The following is an 18,064-nucleotide window of genomic DNA, read 5'->3' as shown; positions in this document are numbered from 1 at the left end:
CCACGACCCGACGGTCGTGGGCTCCTTCGATGGTCCGGGACGCTGCGGCTCGACCTCAGTCGAGGTAGTCGCGCAGGACCTGGCTGCGGCTCGGGTGGCGCAGCTTGCTCATCGTCTTGGACTCGATCTGACGAATGCGCTCACGCGTCACGCCGTAGACCTTGCCGATCTCGTCGAGCGTCTTCGGCTGGCCGTCGGTCAGGCCGAAGCGCATCGACACGACGCCCGCCTCGCGCTCGGAGAGCGTGTCGAGGACCGAGTGCAGCTGCTCCTGCAGGAGCGTGAAGCTCACGGCGTCGGCCGGGACGACGGCCTCGGAGTCCTCGATGAGGTCACCGAACTCGCTGTCACCGTCCTCACCGAGCGGCGTGTGCAGGGAGATGGGCTCGCGGCCGTACTTCTGGACCTCAACGACCTTCTCGGGCGTCATGTCGAGCTCCTTGGCGAGCTCCTCCGGGGTGGGCTCGCGGCCCAGGTCCTGGAGCATCTGGCGCTGCACGCGGGCCAGCTTGTTGATGACCTCGACCATGTGGACCGGGATGCGGATCGTGCGCGCCTGGTCGGCCATGGCGCGGGTGATGGCCTGGCGGATCCACCACGTCGCGTAGGTCGAGAACTTGTAGCCCTTGGTGTAGTCGAACTTCTCGACCGCACGGATGAGGCCGAGGTTGCCCTCCTGGATGAGGTCGAGGAAGAGCATGCCGCGACCGGTGTAGCGCTTGGCCAGCGACACGACGAGTCGCAGGTTGGCCTCGAGGAGGTGGTTCTTGGCCTTCTTGCCGTCCTGGGCGATCCACCACAGCTCGCGCTTGAGCTTCATGTCGATCTTGTCGCCGGAGTTGAGCTTCTCCTCGGCGAACAGGCCGGCCTCGATGCGCTTGGCGAGCTCGACCTCCTGCTCGGCGTTCAGGAGGGCGACCTTGCCGATCTGCTTGAGGTAGTCCTTGACGGGGTCGGCGGTGGCGCCGGCGGTCACGACCTGCTGAGCCGGGGCGTCGTCCTCGTCGTCGTCGCGGATGACGAAGCCGGACTCCTCGGTCTCCTCCGTCTTGGCGGCGGCAGCCGGGGTCGCGCCGTCCTCGGCGTCCTCGTCGCTGTCGTCGCCGGCCTCGACCGGCTCGACGACGACGTCCTCGAGCTCGCCCACCGGGGCGTCGTCGGGACCCTCGTCATCGGCCTCGTCGCCGGCGACGTCGACGCCGTCCGCGGAGGTGGCCTTCTTGGCCGCGGTCTTCTTCACCGCCGCCTTCTTCGCGGCGACCGGCTTGGCAGCAGCCTTGGCAACCCCGGCGTTGGTGGCGGCCTTCCTGGCCGTTCCCGTCGCGGTCGTGGCAGCCTCGTCGGCGGCCGGAGCCGCCGCGCGGGCGGCCATCTTGGTCGTCGTCTTCTTGGCGGCGGTCTTGGTGGTCGCGGTCGTCGTCCGCGTCGCGGACTTCGTCGCCGCGGCAGTGCTGGTGCGTGCGGTGGCCACAGTGCCTCCCTTGGTCCCTGTTCGGGTCTTCTTCGTCGTGGTGACGTGCGGCGCGTCGACAACGATCTCGATGTCGTGGGCCTCGAGGGTCGTGAGGACCGGCTTCATCTGCTTCAGGTCGAGACCGGCGTCGACCTGAGCACGCGCGATCTCAGTTCCCGTGATGGTGCCGTTGGTGCTGCCCTTGACCAGGAGCTGCATGATCGCCTCGTGCTGGAACACCTTCGGCAGGGTCTTCGGAGCTCCAGCGGTTGTTGCCTTGGGCACGGATGCAGTCGCCTTTCGTCGCAGGTCTCGTTGTGTCGACCCGATTCCGGGCATGCATCATCACAACGAACGAGAATGGGGGTTGGTGCCGGGAAGGCTTGGCCGGTTGGAGTCGGTCCCTGTTTCGATCTCTCGGTGCGCCTTGTGCGATCCCGTACTACGACATTATAAAACGGCGGATGCCATCTGGGCGAACGCGCGTCGAACCCGCGCACGGCGCGCTCGTCCTGACGAGGGCCGGAAGACCCCGTCCCACCCCCGCGAGAGGGACTTTCAGTCGCCCTTGACCGCCAGCACCGGGCAGCTCGCGTCGAGCAGGATGCGCTGGGCGTTGGAGCCGAGGATCAGCTTGCCGACCGGGCTGCGCCGGCGCAGGCCGATGACGATGAAGTCGGCCTTCTCCTCCTCGGCGACGGAGATGAGGTCCTCGGCGGGGTCGTTGCCCCGGACGAGCTGGCGCACCTCGTGCTCGAGCCCCTTCTCCTCGAGAACGGCCTGCACGCGGGCGAGCTCGGTCTCGAACTGTCTGGCCTCGTCCGCGTCAAAGTCCTTGCCCCCTCGGTGGGAGCTGATGACGACGAGCTTCGCACCACGCAGGACGCACTCCTCGGCGGCTCGCTTGAGCGCCGCGCGACCTTCCTTGGTGGCGACATAACCAACGACGATGGCCACTTTCCCGGACCTCCTTGGGACGGAAACAACCAGTGCTCGCACCGTACCCGATATCGAGGCGCCCGGCGCGTCCCGCGCCGGGAGTGCCGAACGTGCTTCGTCACACCCCCGGACGGTCCTGCCGGCCGGCCCGCGAAGGGCTCGGTCGCAGCATCCGGGTCGACGAACCGCCCCGCCCCGCAGCAGGGCTCAGCCGCGGCCACGCTCCAGGGCGTCGCGGATGATCCGACCCACCTGGTCCTCCTCGATGAGGAACCCGTCGTGGCCGAAGTCGGACACGATGTGGGCGCGGCGCGACACCGGGAGCGCGGCGTGCAGGTCGTCCGACAGACGCGGCGGGTAGAGCCGGTCGGTGTCGACGGAGACGACGGTGCAGTCGGCACGGACCCGGCTGAGCGCCTGCTGCACCCCGCCGCGGTCGCGACCGACGTCGTGGGAGTTCATCGCCTCGGTCAGCACGACGTAGGAGTTCGCGTCGAAGCGGCGGGCCAGCTTGCCTGCGTGGTGGTCGAGGTAGGACTCGACGGCGAAGCGCCCCCGGTCCCCCGCTCGGAGCGGGTCCTCGCCCAGCTGCGCAGCGCGACCGAAGCGCTCGTCGAGCTCGCTCTCGGTCCGGTAGGTGATGTGGGCGATGCGGCGCGCGAGGCCGAGGCCGGCGTCCGGACGGCGGTCACCGGCGTAGTAGTCGCCGCCGGCGAAGTCGGGGTCCTGCCGGATGGCGAGCAGCTGCGGCTGGCACCAGGCGATCTGGTCTGCCGTGGCGCTCGGCGTCGAGGCGAGCACGATGCAGCGGTCGACGTCGTCAGGATGGGTGACCGCCCACTCGATGGCACGCATGCCGCCCATGGACCCGCCGACCACGGCGGCCACTCTGGCGATCCCCAGCCGGTCGAGCAGCAGACGCTCGGCCGCTACCTGGTCGCGGACGGTGACGTAGGGAAAGCGGCTCCCCCACGGCTGGCCGTCGGGGGCCGGGCTCGACGGGCCGGTGCTCCCCTGGCAGCCGCCGAGGACGTTGGAGGCGATGACGAACCACTCGTCGGGGTCGACCGGACCGCCGGACGCCACGAGGGAGTTCCACCACCCCGGCGACGCGTGGCCGGGGCCGGCCTCGCCCACGACGTGGCTGTCACCGGTCAGGGCGTGCTCGACGAGGACGACGTTGTCGCCGGCCTCGTTGAGCCGGCCCCACGTCTCGTAGGCGATCCGGACGTCGGGCAGCACGCCGCCCCGCTCGAGCTCGACGTCACCGATGTGGACGAACTGGCGTCCGCCCACCGGGTCGCCCTCACGCCAGGCGCCGTCCGACACCCGTCGCGGCGGGTCGGCCGGACCGTCGACGTGGGCCTCTGCGCCGGCCCGTCCGGACGGTGCACCTGACGGGTCGACGCCGGACGGCGTCCGGGTGGCCGGGCCGAACCCGTCGCGGGCTGGTGAGCCATCGGCCGCGTGGCGCGCGGGCGACACACGCGTGCTCTGCTTCCGGTGGGTGACGGTCATCGGGGTACTCCTCGGTCCTCGCGCTTGCACGCACCCGGGACGGGTGTGGCCTGGTCCTCACCCGGGGCACCCCACCGCGAAGGAGGGTTGCCGACCAGCGAGCCGGGGCTTGTCGCTGGTACTCGTGACCTGCCACAACCATACGCGAGGAGCCGACCGGAGGAGATCGACCGGTCCACGACATGGACGCCCGAGGTTGCTCGTCGGGGCTCTCGACTCCTCCCACCTGGCGGACACGTGGGTCGACCCGCCCGCTCCGTACGGCGTCCGTGATGGCCCGGGTTCCAAACAGCCTCCGACGGCCTCCGGTGGCCCTGTCGGCGCTCAGGCGCAGCGCGACGGTCGGACACCGTGGTCGAGGGACCGGCGCACGAGGCGGCTCAGCCGGTGCTCCGGCTCGAGCTCGAGCGCCTGGTCGACGGCGACTCCGGCGCGGGCCCCGTCCCCGCACCACCACGCGACCGACGCCACGACGGAGAGCACCGGCGCCGCGTGGGCCGCCGGCGTGAGCCGGCAGACCTGCTCCAGACGCCCGAGCACCACGCGCGGGACCGCTGCCGCCTCCCAGTCGTCCCAGCCCTCGCCCGTCTCCTGTTCGTGCCCGTCGTCGATGCCCTCCCAGTCGTCGGGAGCGATGCCCGACCCGGCGAGCCGCGCGAGCTCGCTGAGTTCGGCGGTGTCGCGCGGGTCGTCGCCGTCGAGCGCCTCCAGCGCGTCCGGGCCGAGGTCGAGCAGGGCGTGCAGAGCCCGCAGCGCCTCGCGGTCCGACGCCGACAGGCGGGAGGCGATGTCGTCCCCGACCTCCGTGTCCCTGCCCGATCCGTCGGCACCCGGACGTCCGGCGCCGTCGGACCCGGAGGCGAGCCGCAGGTGGGGACCGAGGAGCACGTCGAGCATGACGACGAGCTCCTCGGGGAACGTGTCGAGCGGCACCGTGCCCGGGCACAACCAGCCGATGAGGGCGTCGCGGAACTCGACGTCGCGCAGGGGGCCGACGAGCGAGGGCAGCCAGTGCTCCATGCCGTAGCCCTCGACGTCACCACCCAGCACGCCGCCCCAGGCGACGAGCGCATCGTTGACGAGGAACTGGCGCGGGCTCGGATCCCCGCCGTCGAGCAGGCCGAGCTCCGACCCGGCCACCTTCGACCGGCGAGAGCCTCGTCGACGTCCGGACGAGGCAGGCTCGTCGCAGATGGCCCCTCCCGCCGCCCGGTAGCGGCGCTGCCAGTCCTCGATGGCGGTCACGGCCAGGTCGTGACGCGGCTCCGTCGGCTCCAGTGGCTCGACGAGACGGGCGAGCTCGTCGCGGTCCGGGAGCACCGCGTGGCCGAGAGCCACGTAGCTTGCGACCGCAGGGACCTCGGCCTGCTCCGGGAGCAGCCAGCCCTCGTCGGGGCAGCAGTCGCAGCCGACGGACCGCCAACGCCCGCCGCGCAGGACGAGACGCTCCCTGACGACGACCCGCTCTGCCTCGACGCCGTCGGCGAGGGCCTCGAGCAGGGGCAGGGACTCGTCGGGGATGTCCTCGAACCCGACGATGGCCACGGACGAGGGCGAGCCCTGCAGCAGGGTCGGCAGGGTCTGTGCGGCTGCCTCGAAGGCGAGTGACGGGTCGATGACGTCGAGGCGGGCCACGAGACCGAGCCGTTTGCCGTGGAAGCAGACCACGACGACACTGCGCTCGGGCTGGAAGCCCAGGTGGAAGGGGATGATGGTCAGCAGCTCGGCCGGCCCGGACAGTGAGATCTTCGGCATGTGCCGAGCCTCGCCGCCCGCGCCGGTTCTCGGTCGGCCCATCGATCCGCCTGTGGACGAAGGCCGTTCGCCGCAGAGAGGTGTGGACCGACGCCGTCGCCGTGCGGGTCGAGCCGTCGTCGCGCGACCGGGCTCAGCGCTCCAGGCGCTTGCGCACCGACTCGAGCACGTAGTCCGTGGCGGCCTGCCTGGCGCCCTCGGGCAACCTGCTGCGCTCCCCCGTTCCGGGCCCCGCAGACTTCCTCGCAGCCGGGTCGGGGCTGGTGCGACCGCCCGTGGCCCCTGCGGTCGGGCGCGGCCGCGAACCGCCTGAGCTCACGCGCGCGACGCCACCGAGGAGGCGTCGCGGTGCCGCAGCACCGGTCTCGTCGCGGTCGCGGCGCAGCCCGTCGGCGCCGGCCGGATCCGCGCCGCCCCGGCCTTGCGCAGCCCCTCCCGGCGCTGCCGGCGCGGTCCCGGGTGACGGCTGGAACGCCCCCGACCGGCGCAGGCCCTGGCCTGCCTCCCACGCGAGGAACCGGTCGGTCTCCTCGAAGAACGCCGTGACCGCCCACGAGATGACGACCGCGTCGTCGGCGGCCCCCACGACGGGGAGGAACGCCTCCGGCACGAGGTCGACCGGGGAGGCGACGTAGGCCACCGCCCCCGCGACGAGCCCGAGCCGCTTGAGCGACGTCCCGGCATACGTCCGTTCGAGGGTGCAGCGAACGAGGCGCGGCACCGCCTGCACCCGTTCGGGCAGACTGGGCGCCCCGGGCCGCGTGGAGGCTCGCACGACCGAGGCGACCGTGGCGGCCAGCTTGATGCGGGATGCGGTCTTCATGCCCGGCCCAACGAGCAGGAGGGCGAGGCGATTCCCCGTTGCCGGCAGCGATACGGGACGGTGACCTGATGGTTGCTCATCGCGCAGGCCAAGACAGCAGCGCCGACCTCAGCGGCCGAACGTCTCGACGGGCGGGAACTCCTTGGCGGCCTGCTTGCCGATGCGGTTCAGCATGTAGACGTCGACCCCTGCACCGATGAGGCCACCGACGAGGGGCACGGCCCGCCCGAGCCGGGCGAACGTGCCCTGACCGATGCGGCCGAGCAGCCGGAAGCCGACGGCCTTGTTGAGGACCATCAGCGCCGGAGCGGGCAGCCGGTCGAAGGCGACCGACGACAGCTTGCCGCCGGCGGCCTGCAGCCCGGCCTTCTTGAGCAGGTCGTCGCTGTCCGCGCCGGCGAGCGTCAGCAGTACCGCGGAGCGGATCTCGGGCTGGTCGATGTCGTAGCCGCGCACCTTGGCGGTGGCAGCCGTCATGCGCGTGGCGAGGAGGTAGAACTCGAGCACGTTGGCGGGCAGCGACACCGGCATCGTGAAGAAGCCGCCCAGACCCGTGGCGAAGCCGCCGACGGCACCGAGCTGACGGTGGTCGCGCACGATGACGCGCAGGGCCTGGTCGGCGTCGCCGCGCGCGTGCTTGAGGGCGTTGGCGGCGACCTCGTGGGCGGAGTCGAAGGGGCCCTTGCCGTCGATGCCGACGTCGAGGAGGCGCTCGACGAGCCGCGTCGCGGCTCCGGAGAGCCCTCCCTCTGCGGGCAGCGCCGCGCGCTCGAGCGCCCCGGCGTCCTTCGATCGCCGCAGCTTCGCGGCGGTCGCGTTGGATGCCTCGACCGTCTCGTTCCTGCCCCAGCCCATGATGCCCACCAGTTGCCACCCTCTTAGTCCGACGTCTTCATCTGCGGTCCCGCCGCCGACGACACCGTATGCCGCGGCAATCGGCCGTGGCACGTTCGTACCCAGTCGACCGCAGGGCGGCACGGCGACGCCGCGCAGCAGGACCGGGACCGCGCGGGACGACGTCGGTCGCCTCTCGTAGGGTCGCCCCATGGGCAAGACGACGAGCGGGCAGCCACCGATCCTCGGCGTGCCGCTGGAGGACCTGCGACGCGACCGCACGTCGGTGAAGTGGGGCGTGCACGGTCCGGACGTCATCCCGATGTGGATCGCCGAGATGGACTGCGCGCCGTGCCCGGCCGTCGTCGATGCCGTGAGCGCGGCCATGGTCCGGGGCGACACGGGCTACGCCCTGACCGAGGAGTATGCCGCCGAGCTCGCAGCCTTCGCCGAGGCCGAGTGGTCGTGGGACTTCGACCCTCGCACCACCACCCGGGTGGCCGACGTCCTGTCCGGGGTGACCCACCTGCTCGGCCTCTTCACCGAGGTGGGTGGCCCGGTGGTCGTCAGCCCGCCGGTCTACAACGCCTTCTACGAGGTCATCGAGGCCTGCGGTCGCCGGGTCGTCGAGGCACCCCTCGGACCCGACCACCGCCTCGACGTCGACGGCCTCGCCGAGGTCTTCGCCCGCGAGACCGCGGGGGGCGCCCCGACGGCATACCTGCTGTCCAACCCGCACAACCCGACGGGCACGGTGCACACGCCCGCCGAGCTCGAGGCGCTCGCCCGCGTGGCCGACGCGCACGGGGTGCGTGTCCTGTCCGACGAGATCCACGGGCCGCTCGTGCTCCCGACGAGCACCTTCACGCCCTACCTGACGGTGCCCGGCACCGAGCGCGGCGTCACGGTGACCTCGGCCTCCAAGGCGTGGAACCTCGCCGGCCTCAAGGCCGCGGTCATCGTGCCGGGCGAGGACGCGGTGGACGACGTGCGCCGGCTCCACCCCTACGTCACGTTCGGTGCGAGCCACCTGGGCGTCATCGCCCAGACGGCGGCCTACCGCGACGGACGCGCGTGGCTCCGCCGACTCGTCGGCGAGCTGGACGCCAACCGGCGCCTGCTCGCCGACCTCGTCGCCGAGCAGCTGCCCGGGGCCCGTCTCGTCGTGCCCGAGGCGACCTACCTCGCGTGGCTCGACCTCAGCGGCCTGGGCCTCGGCGACGACCCAGCGGGCGAGGTGCTGCGCCGCGCCCGGGTGGCGCTCTCCCCCGGACCCATCTTCGGCTCGGGCGGTCACGGGCACGCGCGGGTCAACTACGCCACCTCACCGGAGATCCTCCGCGAGGCGGTCGACCGGATCGCGAGCATCGTTGACTGACAACAGTGCCGGGCCGCCGCTCGTCGCGCTCGTCGTCGGGCCGCAGGGGGCGTATGCCGTGGGGCCCGGCCTCGACGAACCGTGGCCACTCGACGACGTCGTACGACGCTTCACGTCGGCTACCGACCAGCTCGGCCCGCGATGGGTCGTGTGGTCGGCGGCATCGACGCTGCGCGGGGTCGTCGGCGCCGGGGTCGGCGTGTCGCGCACGTGGGATCTCGCGGAGGCGCACCGCATCGTCCACGGTGGTTGGTGGGCGACCCCCGGCCACATCGTCGCGGGGTGTCGCGGTCTCGACGAGGCGGCCGTCCCGGCTCCACGAGCGCCGCGCCTCAGCGGCTTCGACGGCGACCTCTTCGACGTCGCCGCCGGCGAGGACGTCGCGCTCCTCACCGCCGACGGGCACCTGCGCGCGGACGCGCTCGGCTGGGCGACGGACGACACCCGGCTGCGCGAGCTCGCGGTGCTGGCGCTCGACTGCCAGCAGGCGCAGCGCGAGGGGCTGGGCCGCATCGGCGGCTCCAACTTTCTGCGCCTCGAGCGGACCGTGTGGTCCGAGTCCGCGGCAGCGGTGCTCTGCCTCGAGCTGGAGCGTGACGGGCTGCCCGTGGACCGTGCAGCGGCCGAGGACCTCATCGCCGCCTCTGCCGGAGCCCGGCCACTCGACGACGCGGACGGCGCCCGCATCCGCTCCGAACGCGACGCCCTCGTCCTGCGACACGCTCCCGGCCGTGAGCGCACCGACCTGCGCAACCCCACGCAGGTGCGCGACCTGCTGCTCTCCGCCGGGGTCGACGTGCCCAACACCCGGGCTTGGGTGCTCGAGCCCTACCGGCACACCCACCCGCTCGTCGACGCGCTGCTGCGCTGGCGCAAGGACGAGCGCATCGCGACGACCTACGGCTACCGCTGGCTCGACGACCACGTCGGCGCCGACGACCGGCTCCGCGGCGGCTGGACGGCGTGCGACGGTGCCGCCGGGCGCATGACGGCCCAGAACGGCCTGCACAACCTGCCCGCCCCGCTCAGACCCGCGATCTGCGCGGCCCCGGCACACGTCTTCGTCCGTGCCGACCTCGGCCAGATCGAGCCCCGGGTGCTGGCCGTCGTCAGCGCCGACCGGGCCTTCGCCGAGGCGACCCGCGCCGACGACCTCTACGCACCTGTCGCGGCCAAGCTCGGCGCCGACCGGCCCAAGGCCAAGGTCGCGGTGCTCGCCGCGATGTACGGCCAGCGCTCCGGAGCGGCCGGCGAGGCCCTGAAGGACCTCGAGCGCGCCTACCCCGTGGCCATGGGGCTGCTCGACCGCGCCTACGCCGACGGGGTCGCGCGGCGCCCGGTCCGCACGTGGGGCGGCCGGCTCATCCGCTTCGGCGGAGTGCCCGTGCCGCCGCTCGAGCCAGGCGCGCCGGAACCGTCGGGCAGCGCCGAGTTCTCGGCCACCGGGGCCGACGGCGCCCGGGGCCGCTACGCGCGCAACGCGATCATCCAGGGGTCCGCCGCCGAGCTCTTCAAGGCCTGGGCGGCGACGGTGCGGCATGCGGTCCGCCCCCTCGGCGGGCAGATCGTGCTGTGCCTGCACGACGAGCTCCTCGTCCACGTGCCCGAGCAGCACGCCGCAGCCGCGGCGGCCGCCGTCGAGCACACCCTGACGAGCGCCGCCCGCACCTGGGCCGGCACCGACGAGGTCCGCTTCGTCGCCGACACCTCGGTCGTCCGCCGCTGGAGCGAAGCCAAACCCTGAACCCGCCGCTCAGCCGCGCCCGACCCGCGAACTCTGGCCTCTCGACCGCGCCGACCCACAAACTCTGACCTCTCGACGGTTCCAGACCCACGAACTTTGGCCTCTCGACGGTTGCGGACCCACGAACTTTGGCCTCTCGACGGTCGCGGACCCACGAACTTCGGCCTCTCGACGGTTGAGGCGAGCCGGGCGTCGGAGGCGGACGCCGCGCAAGGGAGCGGGGCGCGGCGGTGGGAGCGGCATCGGAGGCGGCCCACGGCATACAAGAGGCGAGACCGCGCTGGGAGCGGGCCGCCGACGCTCCACGCCGCGAGCGCCGTCGCGCCCCGGGAGCGCACCCACGCCGCGAGCGCCGGAGACGACGAAGCGGGCCCGACCGTGAGGTCGGACCCGCTCCGTGGACGTTCTGGTTCAGCTGTGGCTGTCGCCGGGCTCGTCGCCCGGTGTGTCGCCGTGCTCCTCGTCCTCGGTGACGTCCTTGAGGAAGGCCTCGAACTCGGCGCCGATCTCGTCGGCCGTGGGCAGGTCGGACAGGTCGGTGGCGAGCAGGTTGCGCTGCTGGCGCCCCTCGAGGAAGGTGTCGTACTGCTGCTCGAGGGCCCGAACCACTGCGGTGATCTCGTCGGACTCCTCCATCTGCCGGCTGATCTCGGCGCGGTTGAGCCCGGCCGTCGCGGACAGCTCGCGCAGGTCGAGGTCGAGGCCGGTGGCGGCCCGGACGCGCTCGAGACCGAGCACGGCGGCGTCCGCGAACTCGCTCTGGCCGAGGTAGTGCGGCACGTGCACGGCGAAGCCGATGGCGTCGAGCCCGGCCTCACCGAGGCGGTACTCGAGCAGCGACGAGAAGCTGGCCGGCACCTGGACGGTGCCGAAGGCCGGGTCGTTGCCGGTGATGAGACGCGGGTTGGTGCCGTGGGCGGTCACGCCGAGCGGGCGGGTGTGCGGCACGGCCATGGGGATGCCGTGGACGCTGACGGTCAGGTCGACGCCGAAGGTCTTGATGAGCGTCGTGGTGGCCTCGACCATCCGGTTCCACTGGTAGTCGGGCTCGGGGCCGACGAGGAGCAGGAAGGGCACGCCCTCCTTGTCGACGACGCGGTGCAGCAGCAGGCTGGGGTCGTCGTAGCTGCTCCAGTGGTCGCGGTCGAAGACCATGACGGGACGGCGGCCGCGGTAGTCGAGCAGCTGGTCGACGTCGAAGGAGGCGATGACGCGCGACTCGTGCGTCTCGAGGATGTGGTCGGCCATGAGTCGCTGGGTGTGGCCGGCGTCGATGAATCCGCCGAGGGCGACGACGAGCACCGAGGCCTGCAGCTCCTGGAGCTGGCTGGGCGAGGTGTCGCTCTCGAACTGGAAGAGCTCGGTCGGGTCCTGCACGGGTCTGGCCTTTCGTCGTACGGGTCGAAGGGTCCAACGCCCCGCCGCACCCCATGATTCCCTGCCGCAGGGTGGGCGGACAGGTCAGGCGCCGACCTTCGCGATGGCCTTGAGGATGCGCTGGGGAGAGACCGTGTATGCCGTCCCGACCGTCTGGGCGAAGAGCGAGACCCGCAGCTCCTCGATCATCCAGCCGATGTCGACGACCTGGGCCGCGCCACGCTGGGCGGGCCGCAGCGTGTCGAGCAGGTCGGCGTAGCGCCCCTCGACGAGGTCGACCTGCTCGAGGGCTTGGGTGTCGCGCGCCAGGTTGGCGGGGGCCTTGTCGAGCCGGTGGGCGATGGCGCGCAGGTAGCGGTCGAGGTCGGGCAGCCGGCGCAGCCCGGTGTCGGCGACGAAGCCAGGCCGCACGAGCTCGCGCAGCTGGGCGCGCACGTCGGCGAGCATGGGACGGATCGCGGGGCTGCTCGAGCGGTCCAGCTCGGCGAGCCGGTTGGTCAGCGCCAGGTCCTTGGCGAGGATCGGCTCGACCAGCCCGACGACCTGCACGACCTTGGCACTCGTGTGGGTGCGGACGGCGGAGAGCGCCCACTCGAAGTCCTCCCGGGTGCGCACCGTGTGGTCCTCCCGGTCGGTGACCGCGTCGTCGCGGATCGCGTCGACGGCGGCGGCGAGGCAGTCGTCGAGCAGGGCGGGGACGCTGCCGTGCGGGTTGTGCCCGAGCGCCAGCTTCTGGGTGTTGGTGAGGCGGGCGAGGATCTGCTTCCACGGCGGGGTGATGCCGAGGAGCAGCAGCCGGCGCACGCCGAGGCGGTGCTCGGCGTCGGCCTCGGCGCGGGTCGGCAGGACCCGGAGGTCGACGGCGGAGCCGGTGTCGACGAGGGCGGGGAAGCCCTGGATGCCCTGGGCGCTCTCGAAGCTCTCGGCCACGCCCTCGTCGGGGAACGAGGTCAGGCCCGTGCGCTCGACGCGGGAGCCGGCGCGGCTGACCTGCCGGCGCAGCTGCGGGGTGGCGGCGTCCCGGACGGCCTCGAGGTCCTTGCCGGTGGCCACGGCCCGACCGTCGGACCCGTCGACCTGGAAGGTGACGGTCAGGTGGGGCGGGACCCGCTCGACGTCGAAGTCCGCAGGCGTGACGGCCACGCCGGCCCGCCGCCGCAGCACCGTCGCGAGCGCCTCGAGCAGCGGCCCCGACGTGGGGTCGAGCTCGGGCAGGACCGCGCGGGCGTGGTCCGGCGCCGGGACGAGGTTGCGACGGATCCCCTTGGGGAGGCTGCGGATCAGGGCCGTGACGAGCTCCTCGCGGAAGCCCGGGACCTGCCAGTCGAACCCGTCAGGCGTCACCTGGTTGAGACGCTCGACGGGGATGTGCACGGTGACCCCGTCGAGTGCCGAGCCGGGCTCGAACTGGTACGTGACGGGCAGGACGTTCTCGCCCTGCGTCCACGTCGTGGGGTGGTCCTCGTCGGCGATGCTGCCGGCGCTCTCGCGCAGGAGCAGCTCCTCGGTGAAGGTGAGCAGGTCGGGTGTCTGGCGGCGCGCCTTCTTCCACCACGAGTCGAAGTGCCGGCCGGACACCACCTCGGACGGGATCCGCTTGTCGTAGAAGGCGACGAGGGTGCTGTCGTCGACGACGATGTCGCGGCGTCGGGTGCGGGCCTCGAGCTCGCCGAGCTGCTCGACGAGTGCCGCGTTGTCGCGCAGGAACGCGTGCTCGGTGTGCCAGTCCCCCTCGACGAGCGCGTGCCGGATGAAGAGGTCCCGCGCGAGCTCGGGGTCGATGCGCCCGAGCCCGACGACGCGCCCGACGACGAGCGGCACGCCATAGAGGGTGACCCGTTCGGTCGCGACGGCCGACCCGCGCTTGCCCGACCACCGCGGCTCGGAGTACTGCCGTTTGACGAGGTGCTCGCCGAGCTGCTCGGCCCACACGGGGTCGATGCGGGCGTTGACCCGAGCCCAGAGGCGGCTCGTCTCGACGAGCTCCTCGGCCATGACGAACTGGGGCTGCTTGCGGAAGAGCGCCGACCCGGGACTGATGCCGAACCGGGTGCCGCGCGCGCCGGCATACTCCCGCTTCTGCTCGTCGCGGACGCCGACGTGCGACAGGAGTCCGGCCAGCAGGGACTGGTGGATCGCGTCCGCGTCGATCTCGCCCTCGCCGACGTGGACGGTGCCACGGCTGATGTCGAGACCGGCCTGCTTGGCGGCCTGCTTGACCTGGCTGTGCAGGTCCTGCCACTCACGGATGCGCAGGTAGTGCAGGAACTCCGCCTTGCACATCCGGCGGAAGGCGCTGCTGCTCAGCTCCTTCTGCTGCTCCTTGAGGTAGGCCCAGAGGTTGAGCCAGGTGACGAAGTCGCTCGTCTCGTCGGCGAAGCGCTTGTGCGAGGCGTTGGCGAGCTCCTGCTTGTCCTGCGGCCGCTCGCGCGGGTCCTGGATCGAGAGGGCCGCGACGATGACGAGCACCTCGCGCAGCACTCCGCGCTTGTCGGCCTCGATGACCATGCGGGCGTGGCGCGGGTCGATCGGCAGCGTCGCGATGGTGCGGCCGTATGCCGTGAGGCGGCGTCCCGGACGCCGGCGCCCGTTCGTCTGGGTCGCCTCGTCCTCCGGGGAGAAGGCCTGGAGCTCCTCGAGGAGGCGCACACCGTCGGTGATCTGGCGGCTGTCGGGCGGGTCGACGAACGGGAAGCGCGCGATGTCGCCGAGCCCGAGGCTCGTCATCTGGAGGATGACCGAGGCGAGGTTGGTGCGCAGGATCTCGGGGTCGGTGAACTCGGGGCGGCTGTCGTAGTCGTCCTCGGAGTAGAGCCGGATCGCGATGCCGTCGGCGACGCGGCCACAGCGGCCGGAGCGTTGGTTGGCCGACGCCTGGCTGACGGGCTCGATGGGGAGGCGCTGCACCTTGGTGCGCTGGCTGTAGCGGCTGATGCGGGCGGTCCCCGTGTCGATGACGTAGCGGATGCCCGGGACGGTGAGCGAGGTCTCGGCGACATTGGTGGCCAGGACGATCCGTCGTCCGGTGTGCGACGAGAAGACGCGGTGCTGCTCGGCCGCGGAGAGGCGCCCGTAGAGCGGCACGACCTCGGTGACGGGCAGCTTCATCCCGTTGAGCGCGTCCGCGGCGTCACGGATCTCCCGCTCTCCCGAGAAGAAGACAAGGATGTCGCTGCTCGTGCCGGAGTGGCGCTCGGTCCACAGCTCCTCGACGGCCTCGCAGACGCCTGTGACCATGTCGCGCTCCTCCGCCTCGGGGCGGTCGGGGTCGACGAGCGGCCGGTAGCGGATCTCGACGGGGAAGGTGCGGCCGGAGACCTCGATGATGGGGGCCGGCTCGCCCGTGGACGGGTCGGCGAAGTGCTCGGCGAAGCGCTGCGGGTCGATCGTCGCCGAGGTGATGATGACCTTGAGGTCGGGCCGGCGCGGCAGCAGCTGCTTGAGGTAGCCGAGGATGAAGTCGATGTTGAGGCTGCGCTCGTGCGCCTCGTCGATGATGATCGTGTCGTAGCGCCGCAGCTCGCGGTCACGCTGCATCTCGGCGAGCAGGATGCCGTCGGTCATCACCTTGACGAGGGTGTCGCGGCTGCTCTGGTCGGTGAAGCGGACCTGGTAGCCGACGGCGGTGCCGAGCTCGACGGCCAGCTCCTCGGAGAGGCGCTCGGCGACGGCACGCGCCGCGATGCGCCGCGGCTGCGTGTGGCCGATGACGCCATCGAGCCCTCGGCCGAGCTCGAGGCAGATCTTGGGGATCTGGGTCGTCTTGCCCGACCCGGTCTCGCCCGCGATGACGACGACCTGGTGGTCACGGATCGCGGCGGCGATGTCGTCGCGGCGCTCGACGACGGGCAGGTGCTCGGGATACGTGATCGGGGGCACCGTCGACGCACGCGCTGCCCGCCGGGCCTCGCGCTGCTCGGGGCTCTGGACGCGACCCCCCGGCCGACGTGGTTCACGACGTGGTCCCTGACCGCGGGCGGCGGGGTGGCCGTTCGTGGGGGTGCGACCGCCGTTCGGCTCGGCAACGGCCGGGGTCAGCCCCGCCGGCTGGGCCGTGGACTCGCCTGACGTCGGGCGACGCCGCCCGCGGCGCCGGGGTGGCCGCGAGCGCGTGGGGGCGTTCGCGGGCTCGTCGGACATGCTGGACAGGATAGGCGGGGACGGCGGACGGTCCGAACCGATATCGGTCCCGGCGCCTCGGGTGAGGGCGGCGACGGGCCGGAGGCGGTCACCACGGTCGGGTGGGAACGACATCGGTCGGGCACCGCCACGCGGCAGGTCGCACACCGCTGCGCCGCTCGTCGTTCCCCGCCGCGGGGAGGGAACGCCGACGACGAGGAGTCGGTCTGAGGTGCGACCACGGAGGCACCCGAGGACCTACCGTGTTCCCCACCCGGCCGAAACGAGGCACCGTTGTCCGATCCCGCCCGCAGTCAACCGGCCGTGCCGGATCCGCAGCAGGACCGCCACGTCGCCTTTCCCGACGACGCCGACTCCGGCTGCGCCACGAGCGCGGGGACCTCGCTGCCTCCCGAGGCCTGGGCCCCACGGACGCCGAGGGCGTCCAGCACCAGGTCGTCCGCGGGCATCCCCGTCCACACCATCCTCGCCACGCCGCCCCTTCGCCCCGAGCGCCGGCGGCGTGGCCGCGGCTGGGCTGCCCTGCTGTTCGTGCCGATCCTGCTCTTCGGGGTCGCCCACAACGGCGGCGGTGCGGAGTCGGGAACCGTGACCGGGGAGTGCTGGTACGGCACCGGGGTCGACCAGCAGACCAGCCCCTGCGACCCGGGCCCCTCCTTCGCGGGCACGGTCGAGGACGTCACCTCGTCGGCGGGGCACCTGACGCCTCTGCTGCGCGACACTCCCCCCGTCGCCCGCGTGCCCGCGGACGCTACGGCGCTCCGCGTGGAGGTCGTGGCCACCCCGGACGCGGCCGGGCCGCGCGGAGACTCCTCCGACATCCTCAAGGCCCAGATCGACGTCAGCGCTGGGGGCGTCCCGATCGACGCTCGCGAGCAGGAGCCACCGCTGGCGCTCGACATCGGCCTCGTCGACCGACCCACCGATCTGCAGGTGTCCGCGAGCATCACCTGGGGGTCGGGGACCATCCAGTGCCGTGTCTACGCCAGCGACACCCTCGTGGCCGTCGCCACCTCGACCGCGACCGCGACGTGCATCCCCGCCCTGTGACGACCGACCAGCCGACAGCCGTGCATGATCGGGCTGCCGGCACCTGAGACGAGGGGACCCCGTGTCCGACATCCCGCCCTACGAACCCGACCCGACGCGTGACGCGACGGCCGACAGCTGGTCCGATGACGCCACCGTCGCCGGCGCACCGGCCGCAGAGACGTCCGCCTCCCCGTCCGACCTGCCCAGCGCGGCGTCGGGTCGGGAGGGGGTGACCGCATACGACACGACGTTCGGCGTGCAGCAGCCGGCCACGTCGAGCTGGGTGCCGGCGCGTGCCGGCGACGACCCTCCGCCCGCGGCGCCTGCGCTCCCTGCGAGCGCCGACGCGCCTCGCACGGTCACCCTGTCCTCGATCACCGGCCGCGCGCTGGGCGGTCGGCTCCAGCCTTGGCACGTCGCCGCGGTCGTGGTCGGGCTCCTGGTCCCCCTGGGCCTCTGGGCGGTCACCAGCAGCGCGGACGAGTCCGCCCCTGTCGCACAGCCGAGGGTCGGCATCACCCGGCTCCGTCCCTCGGTCACGCTGACCGTGCCCGTGCCGACGGTCACCCCCCTCGTCCCCGGCGGCCGTCCCTCCGCTCCGGCAGCGACGAAGACCGTGACCGCCGCTCCCCGGCCCACGCGGTCCGCCGCGGCGGCGCCGCCGAAGGTGGTCACGGTCCCGGCCGTCCCGGTCACGCCGGTCCCGGCGGCCGCGCGGACGATCCGCTTCGAGACGTACGCCGAGAACAACGCCCGTATCGAGGTCTCGCTCTCCGACGCGGCCCACCGGCGCACCGACTTCCCCCCGCAGGCGGCGCCCCTCGCCTTCGAGGCACCGGTCGACCCCGCGGCGACGAGCAACGACTACTACAGCCTGCGGGTGCGCATCAGCGACCCCACGGGATCAGCGGTCCGCGGGGCCGTGACCTGCCGCATCCTCGTCGACGGGATCGTCGTCACGGCGCAGCAGGGTCAGGGCTACGCGACGTGCTCGCTCAGCCCCTACTTCGACATCCAGCGACACTGAGCCGACCGCGGGCGTCGACTCGCGCCCACGCCCGCACGCCGTGG

Annotated in this window: 12 protein-coding genes and 1 riboswitch; of the genes, 4 read left to right on the top strand and 8 right to left on the bottom strand. The window is 72.7% G+C overall.

The features are described from left to right. Nucleotides 1–55: 55 nt before the first annotated feature. The 6 genes from ABD297_RS08335 to ABD297_RS08310 all read right to left on the bottom strand — a co-directional run bounded on the left by ABD297_RS08335 (nt 56) and on the right by ABD297_RS08310 (nt 7,343). Nucleotides 56–1,693, bottom strand: a complete 1,638-nt coding sequence (locus tag ABD297_RS08335) for an RNA polymerase sigma factor (protein WP_425581148.1) — start codon at nt 1,691–1,693, stop codon at nt 56–58. 318 nt (nt 1,694–2,011) lie between these two features. Continuing rightward, complete coding sequence (locus tag ABD297_RS08330) at nt 2,012–2,410, bottom strand: universal stress protein (protein WP_344254407.1); 399 nt, start codon at nt 2,408–2,410, stop codon at nt 2,012–2,014. Nucleotides 2,411–2,599: 189 nt separating this feature from the next. Next, a complete protein-coding gene (gene metX, locus ABD297_RS08325) occupies nt 2,600–3,910 on the bottom strand; it encodes a homoserine O-acetyltransferase MetX (protein ID WP_344254406.1) in 1,311 nt (436 codons plus the stop codon). Nucleotides 3,911–3,925: 15 nt separating this feature from the next. Then, a riboswitch (SAM riboswitch) is annotated at nt 3,926–4,040 on the bottom strand. A 194-nt stretch (nt 4,041–4,234) separates the two neighbouring features. Beyond that, nucleotides 4,235–5,665 carry a DUF4192 domain-containing protein gene (locus ABD297_RS08320; RefSeq protein ID WP_344254405.1) on the bottom strand — a complete coding sequence of 477 codons (1,431 nt, stop codon included), beginning with the start codon at nt 5,663–5,665 and terminating at the stop codon, nt 4,235–4,237. 133 nt (nt 5,666–5,798) lie between these two features. Continuing rightward, on the bottom strand, nt 5,799–6,488 hold the full coding sequence (locus ABD297_RS08315; RefSeq protein WP_344254404.1) for a YkvA family protein: 690 nt from the start codon (nt 6,486–6,488) through the stop codon (nt 5,799–5,801). Between the two features lie 108 nt (nt 6,489–6,596). Further along, nucleotides 6,597–7,343: an EcsC family protein gene (locus ABD297_RS08310; RefSeq protein ID WP_344254403.1), complete on the bottom strand. Its 747-nt coding sequence runs from the start codon at nt 7,341–7,343 to the stop codon at nt 6,597–6,599. 190 nt (nt 7,344–7,533) lie between these two features. On the opposite strand from ABD297_RS08310, the gene ABD297_RS08305 reads away from it, so the two are divergent. Together ABD297_RS08305 and ABD297_RS08300 are read left to right on the top strand one after the other, a co-directional pair. Then, nucleotides 7,534–8,700 carry a MalY/PatB family protein gene (locus ABD297_RS08305; RefSeq protein ID WP_344254402.1) on the top strand — a complete coding sequence of 389 codons (1,167 nt, stop codon included), beginning with the start codon at nt 7,534–7,536 and terminating at the stop codon, nt 8,698–8,700. Next, nucleotides 8,693–10,444, top strand: a complete 1,752-nt coding sequence (locus ABD297_RS08300) for a DNA polymerase (RefSeq protein ID WP_344254401.1) — start codon at nt 8,693–8,695, stop codon at nt 10,442–10,444. Before ABD297_RS08305 ends, ABD297_RS08300 begins: the two co-directional genes overlap by 8 nt. A 411-nt stretch (nt 10,445–10,855) precedes the next feature. Here the strand turns inward: ABD297_RS08300 and ABD297_RS08295 are convergent, their stop codons facing one another. Then, complete coding sequence (locus tag ABD297_RS08295; protein ID WP_344254400.1) at nt 10,856–11,821, bottom strand: PAC2 family protein; 966 nt, start codon at nt 11,819–11,821, stop codon at nt 10,856–10,858. Nucleotides 11,822–11,905: 84 nt separating this feature from the next. Then, entirely contained in the window at nt 11,906–15,961 is a 4,056-nt protein-coding gene (gene hrpA / locus ABD297_RS08290) for an ATP-dependent RNA helicase HrpA (RefSeq protein WP_344254399.1), read from the bottom strand. Between the two features lie 303 nt (nt 15,962–16,264). Between hrpA and ABD297_RS08285 the strand changes: the two genes are divergently transcribed. Both ABD297_RS08285 and ABD297_RS08280 read left to right on the top strand, forming a co-directional pair. Continuing rightward, on the top strand, nt 16,265–17,011 hold the full coding sequence (locus ABD297_RS08285) for a hypothetical protein (protein WP_344254397.1): 747 nt from the start codon (nt 16,265–16,267) through the stop codon (nt 17,009–17,011). Between the two features lie 61 nt (nt 17,012–17,072). Beyond that, complete coding sequence (locus ABD297_RS08280) at nt 17,073–18,020, top strand: hypothetical protein (RefSeq protein ID WP_344254396.1); 948 nt, start codon at nt 17,073–17,075, stop codon at nt 18,018–18,020. Nucleotides 18,021–18,064: the final 44 nt, after the last annotated feature.

It is taken from the genome of Terrabacter carboxydivorans (genome assembly GCF_039532035.1).
Lineage (GTDB): Bacteria > Actinomycetota > Actinomycetes > Actinomycetales > Dermatophilaceae > Terrabacter > Terrabacter carboxydivorans.
This window is presented reverse-complemented; position numbering and strand designations above follow the sequence as displayed.

Coding starts and splice junctions, on each gene's coding strand:
- ABD297_RS08310 (WP_344254403.1), bottom strand. CDS start 7,343: ATGGGCTGGGGCAGGAACGAGACGGTCGAGGCATCCAACGCGACCGCC.
- metX (WP_344254406.1), bottom strand. CDS start 3,910: ATGACCGTCACCCACCGGAAGCAGAGCACGCGTGTGTCGCCCGCGCGC.
- ABD297_RS08320 (WP_344254405.1), bottom strand. CDS start 5,665: ATGCCGAAGATCTCACTGTCCGGGCCGGCCGAGCTGCTGACCATCATC.
- hrpA (WP_344254399.1), bottom strand. CDS start 15,961: ATGTCCGACGAGCCCGCGAACGCCCCCACGCGCTCGCGGCCACCCCGG.
- ABD297_RS08315 (WP_344254404.1), bottom strand. CDS start 6,488: ATGAAGACCGCATCCCGCATCAAGCTGGCCGCCACGGTCGCCTCGGTC.
- ABD297_RS08305 (WP_344254402.1), top strand. CDS start 7,534: ATGGGCAAGACGACGAGCGGGCAGCCACCGATCCTCGGCGTGCCGCTG.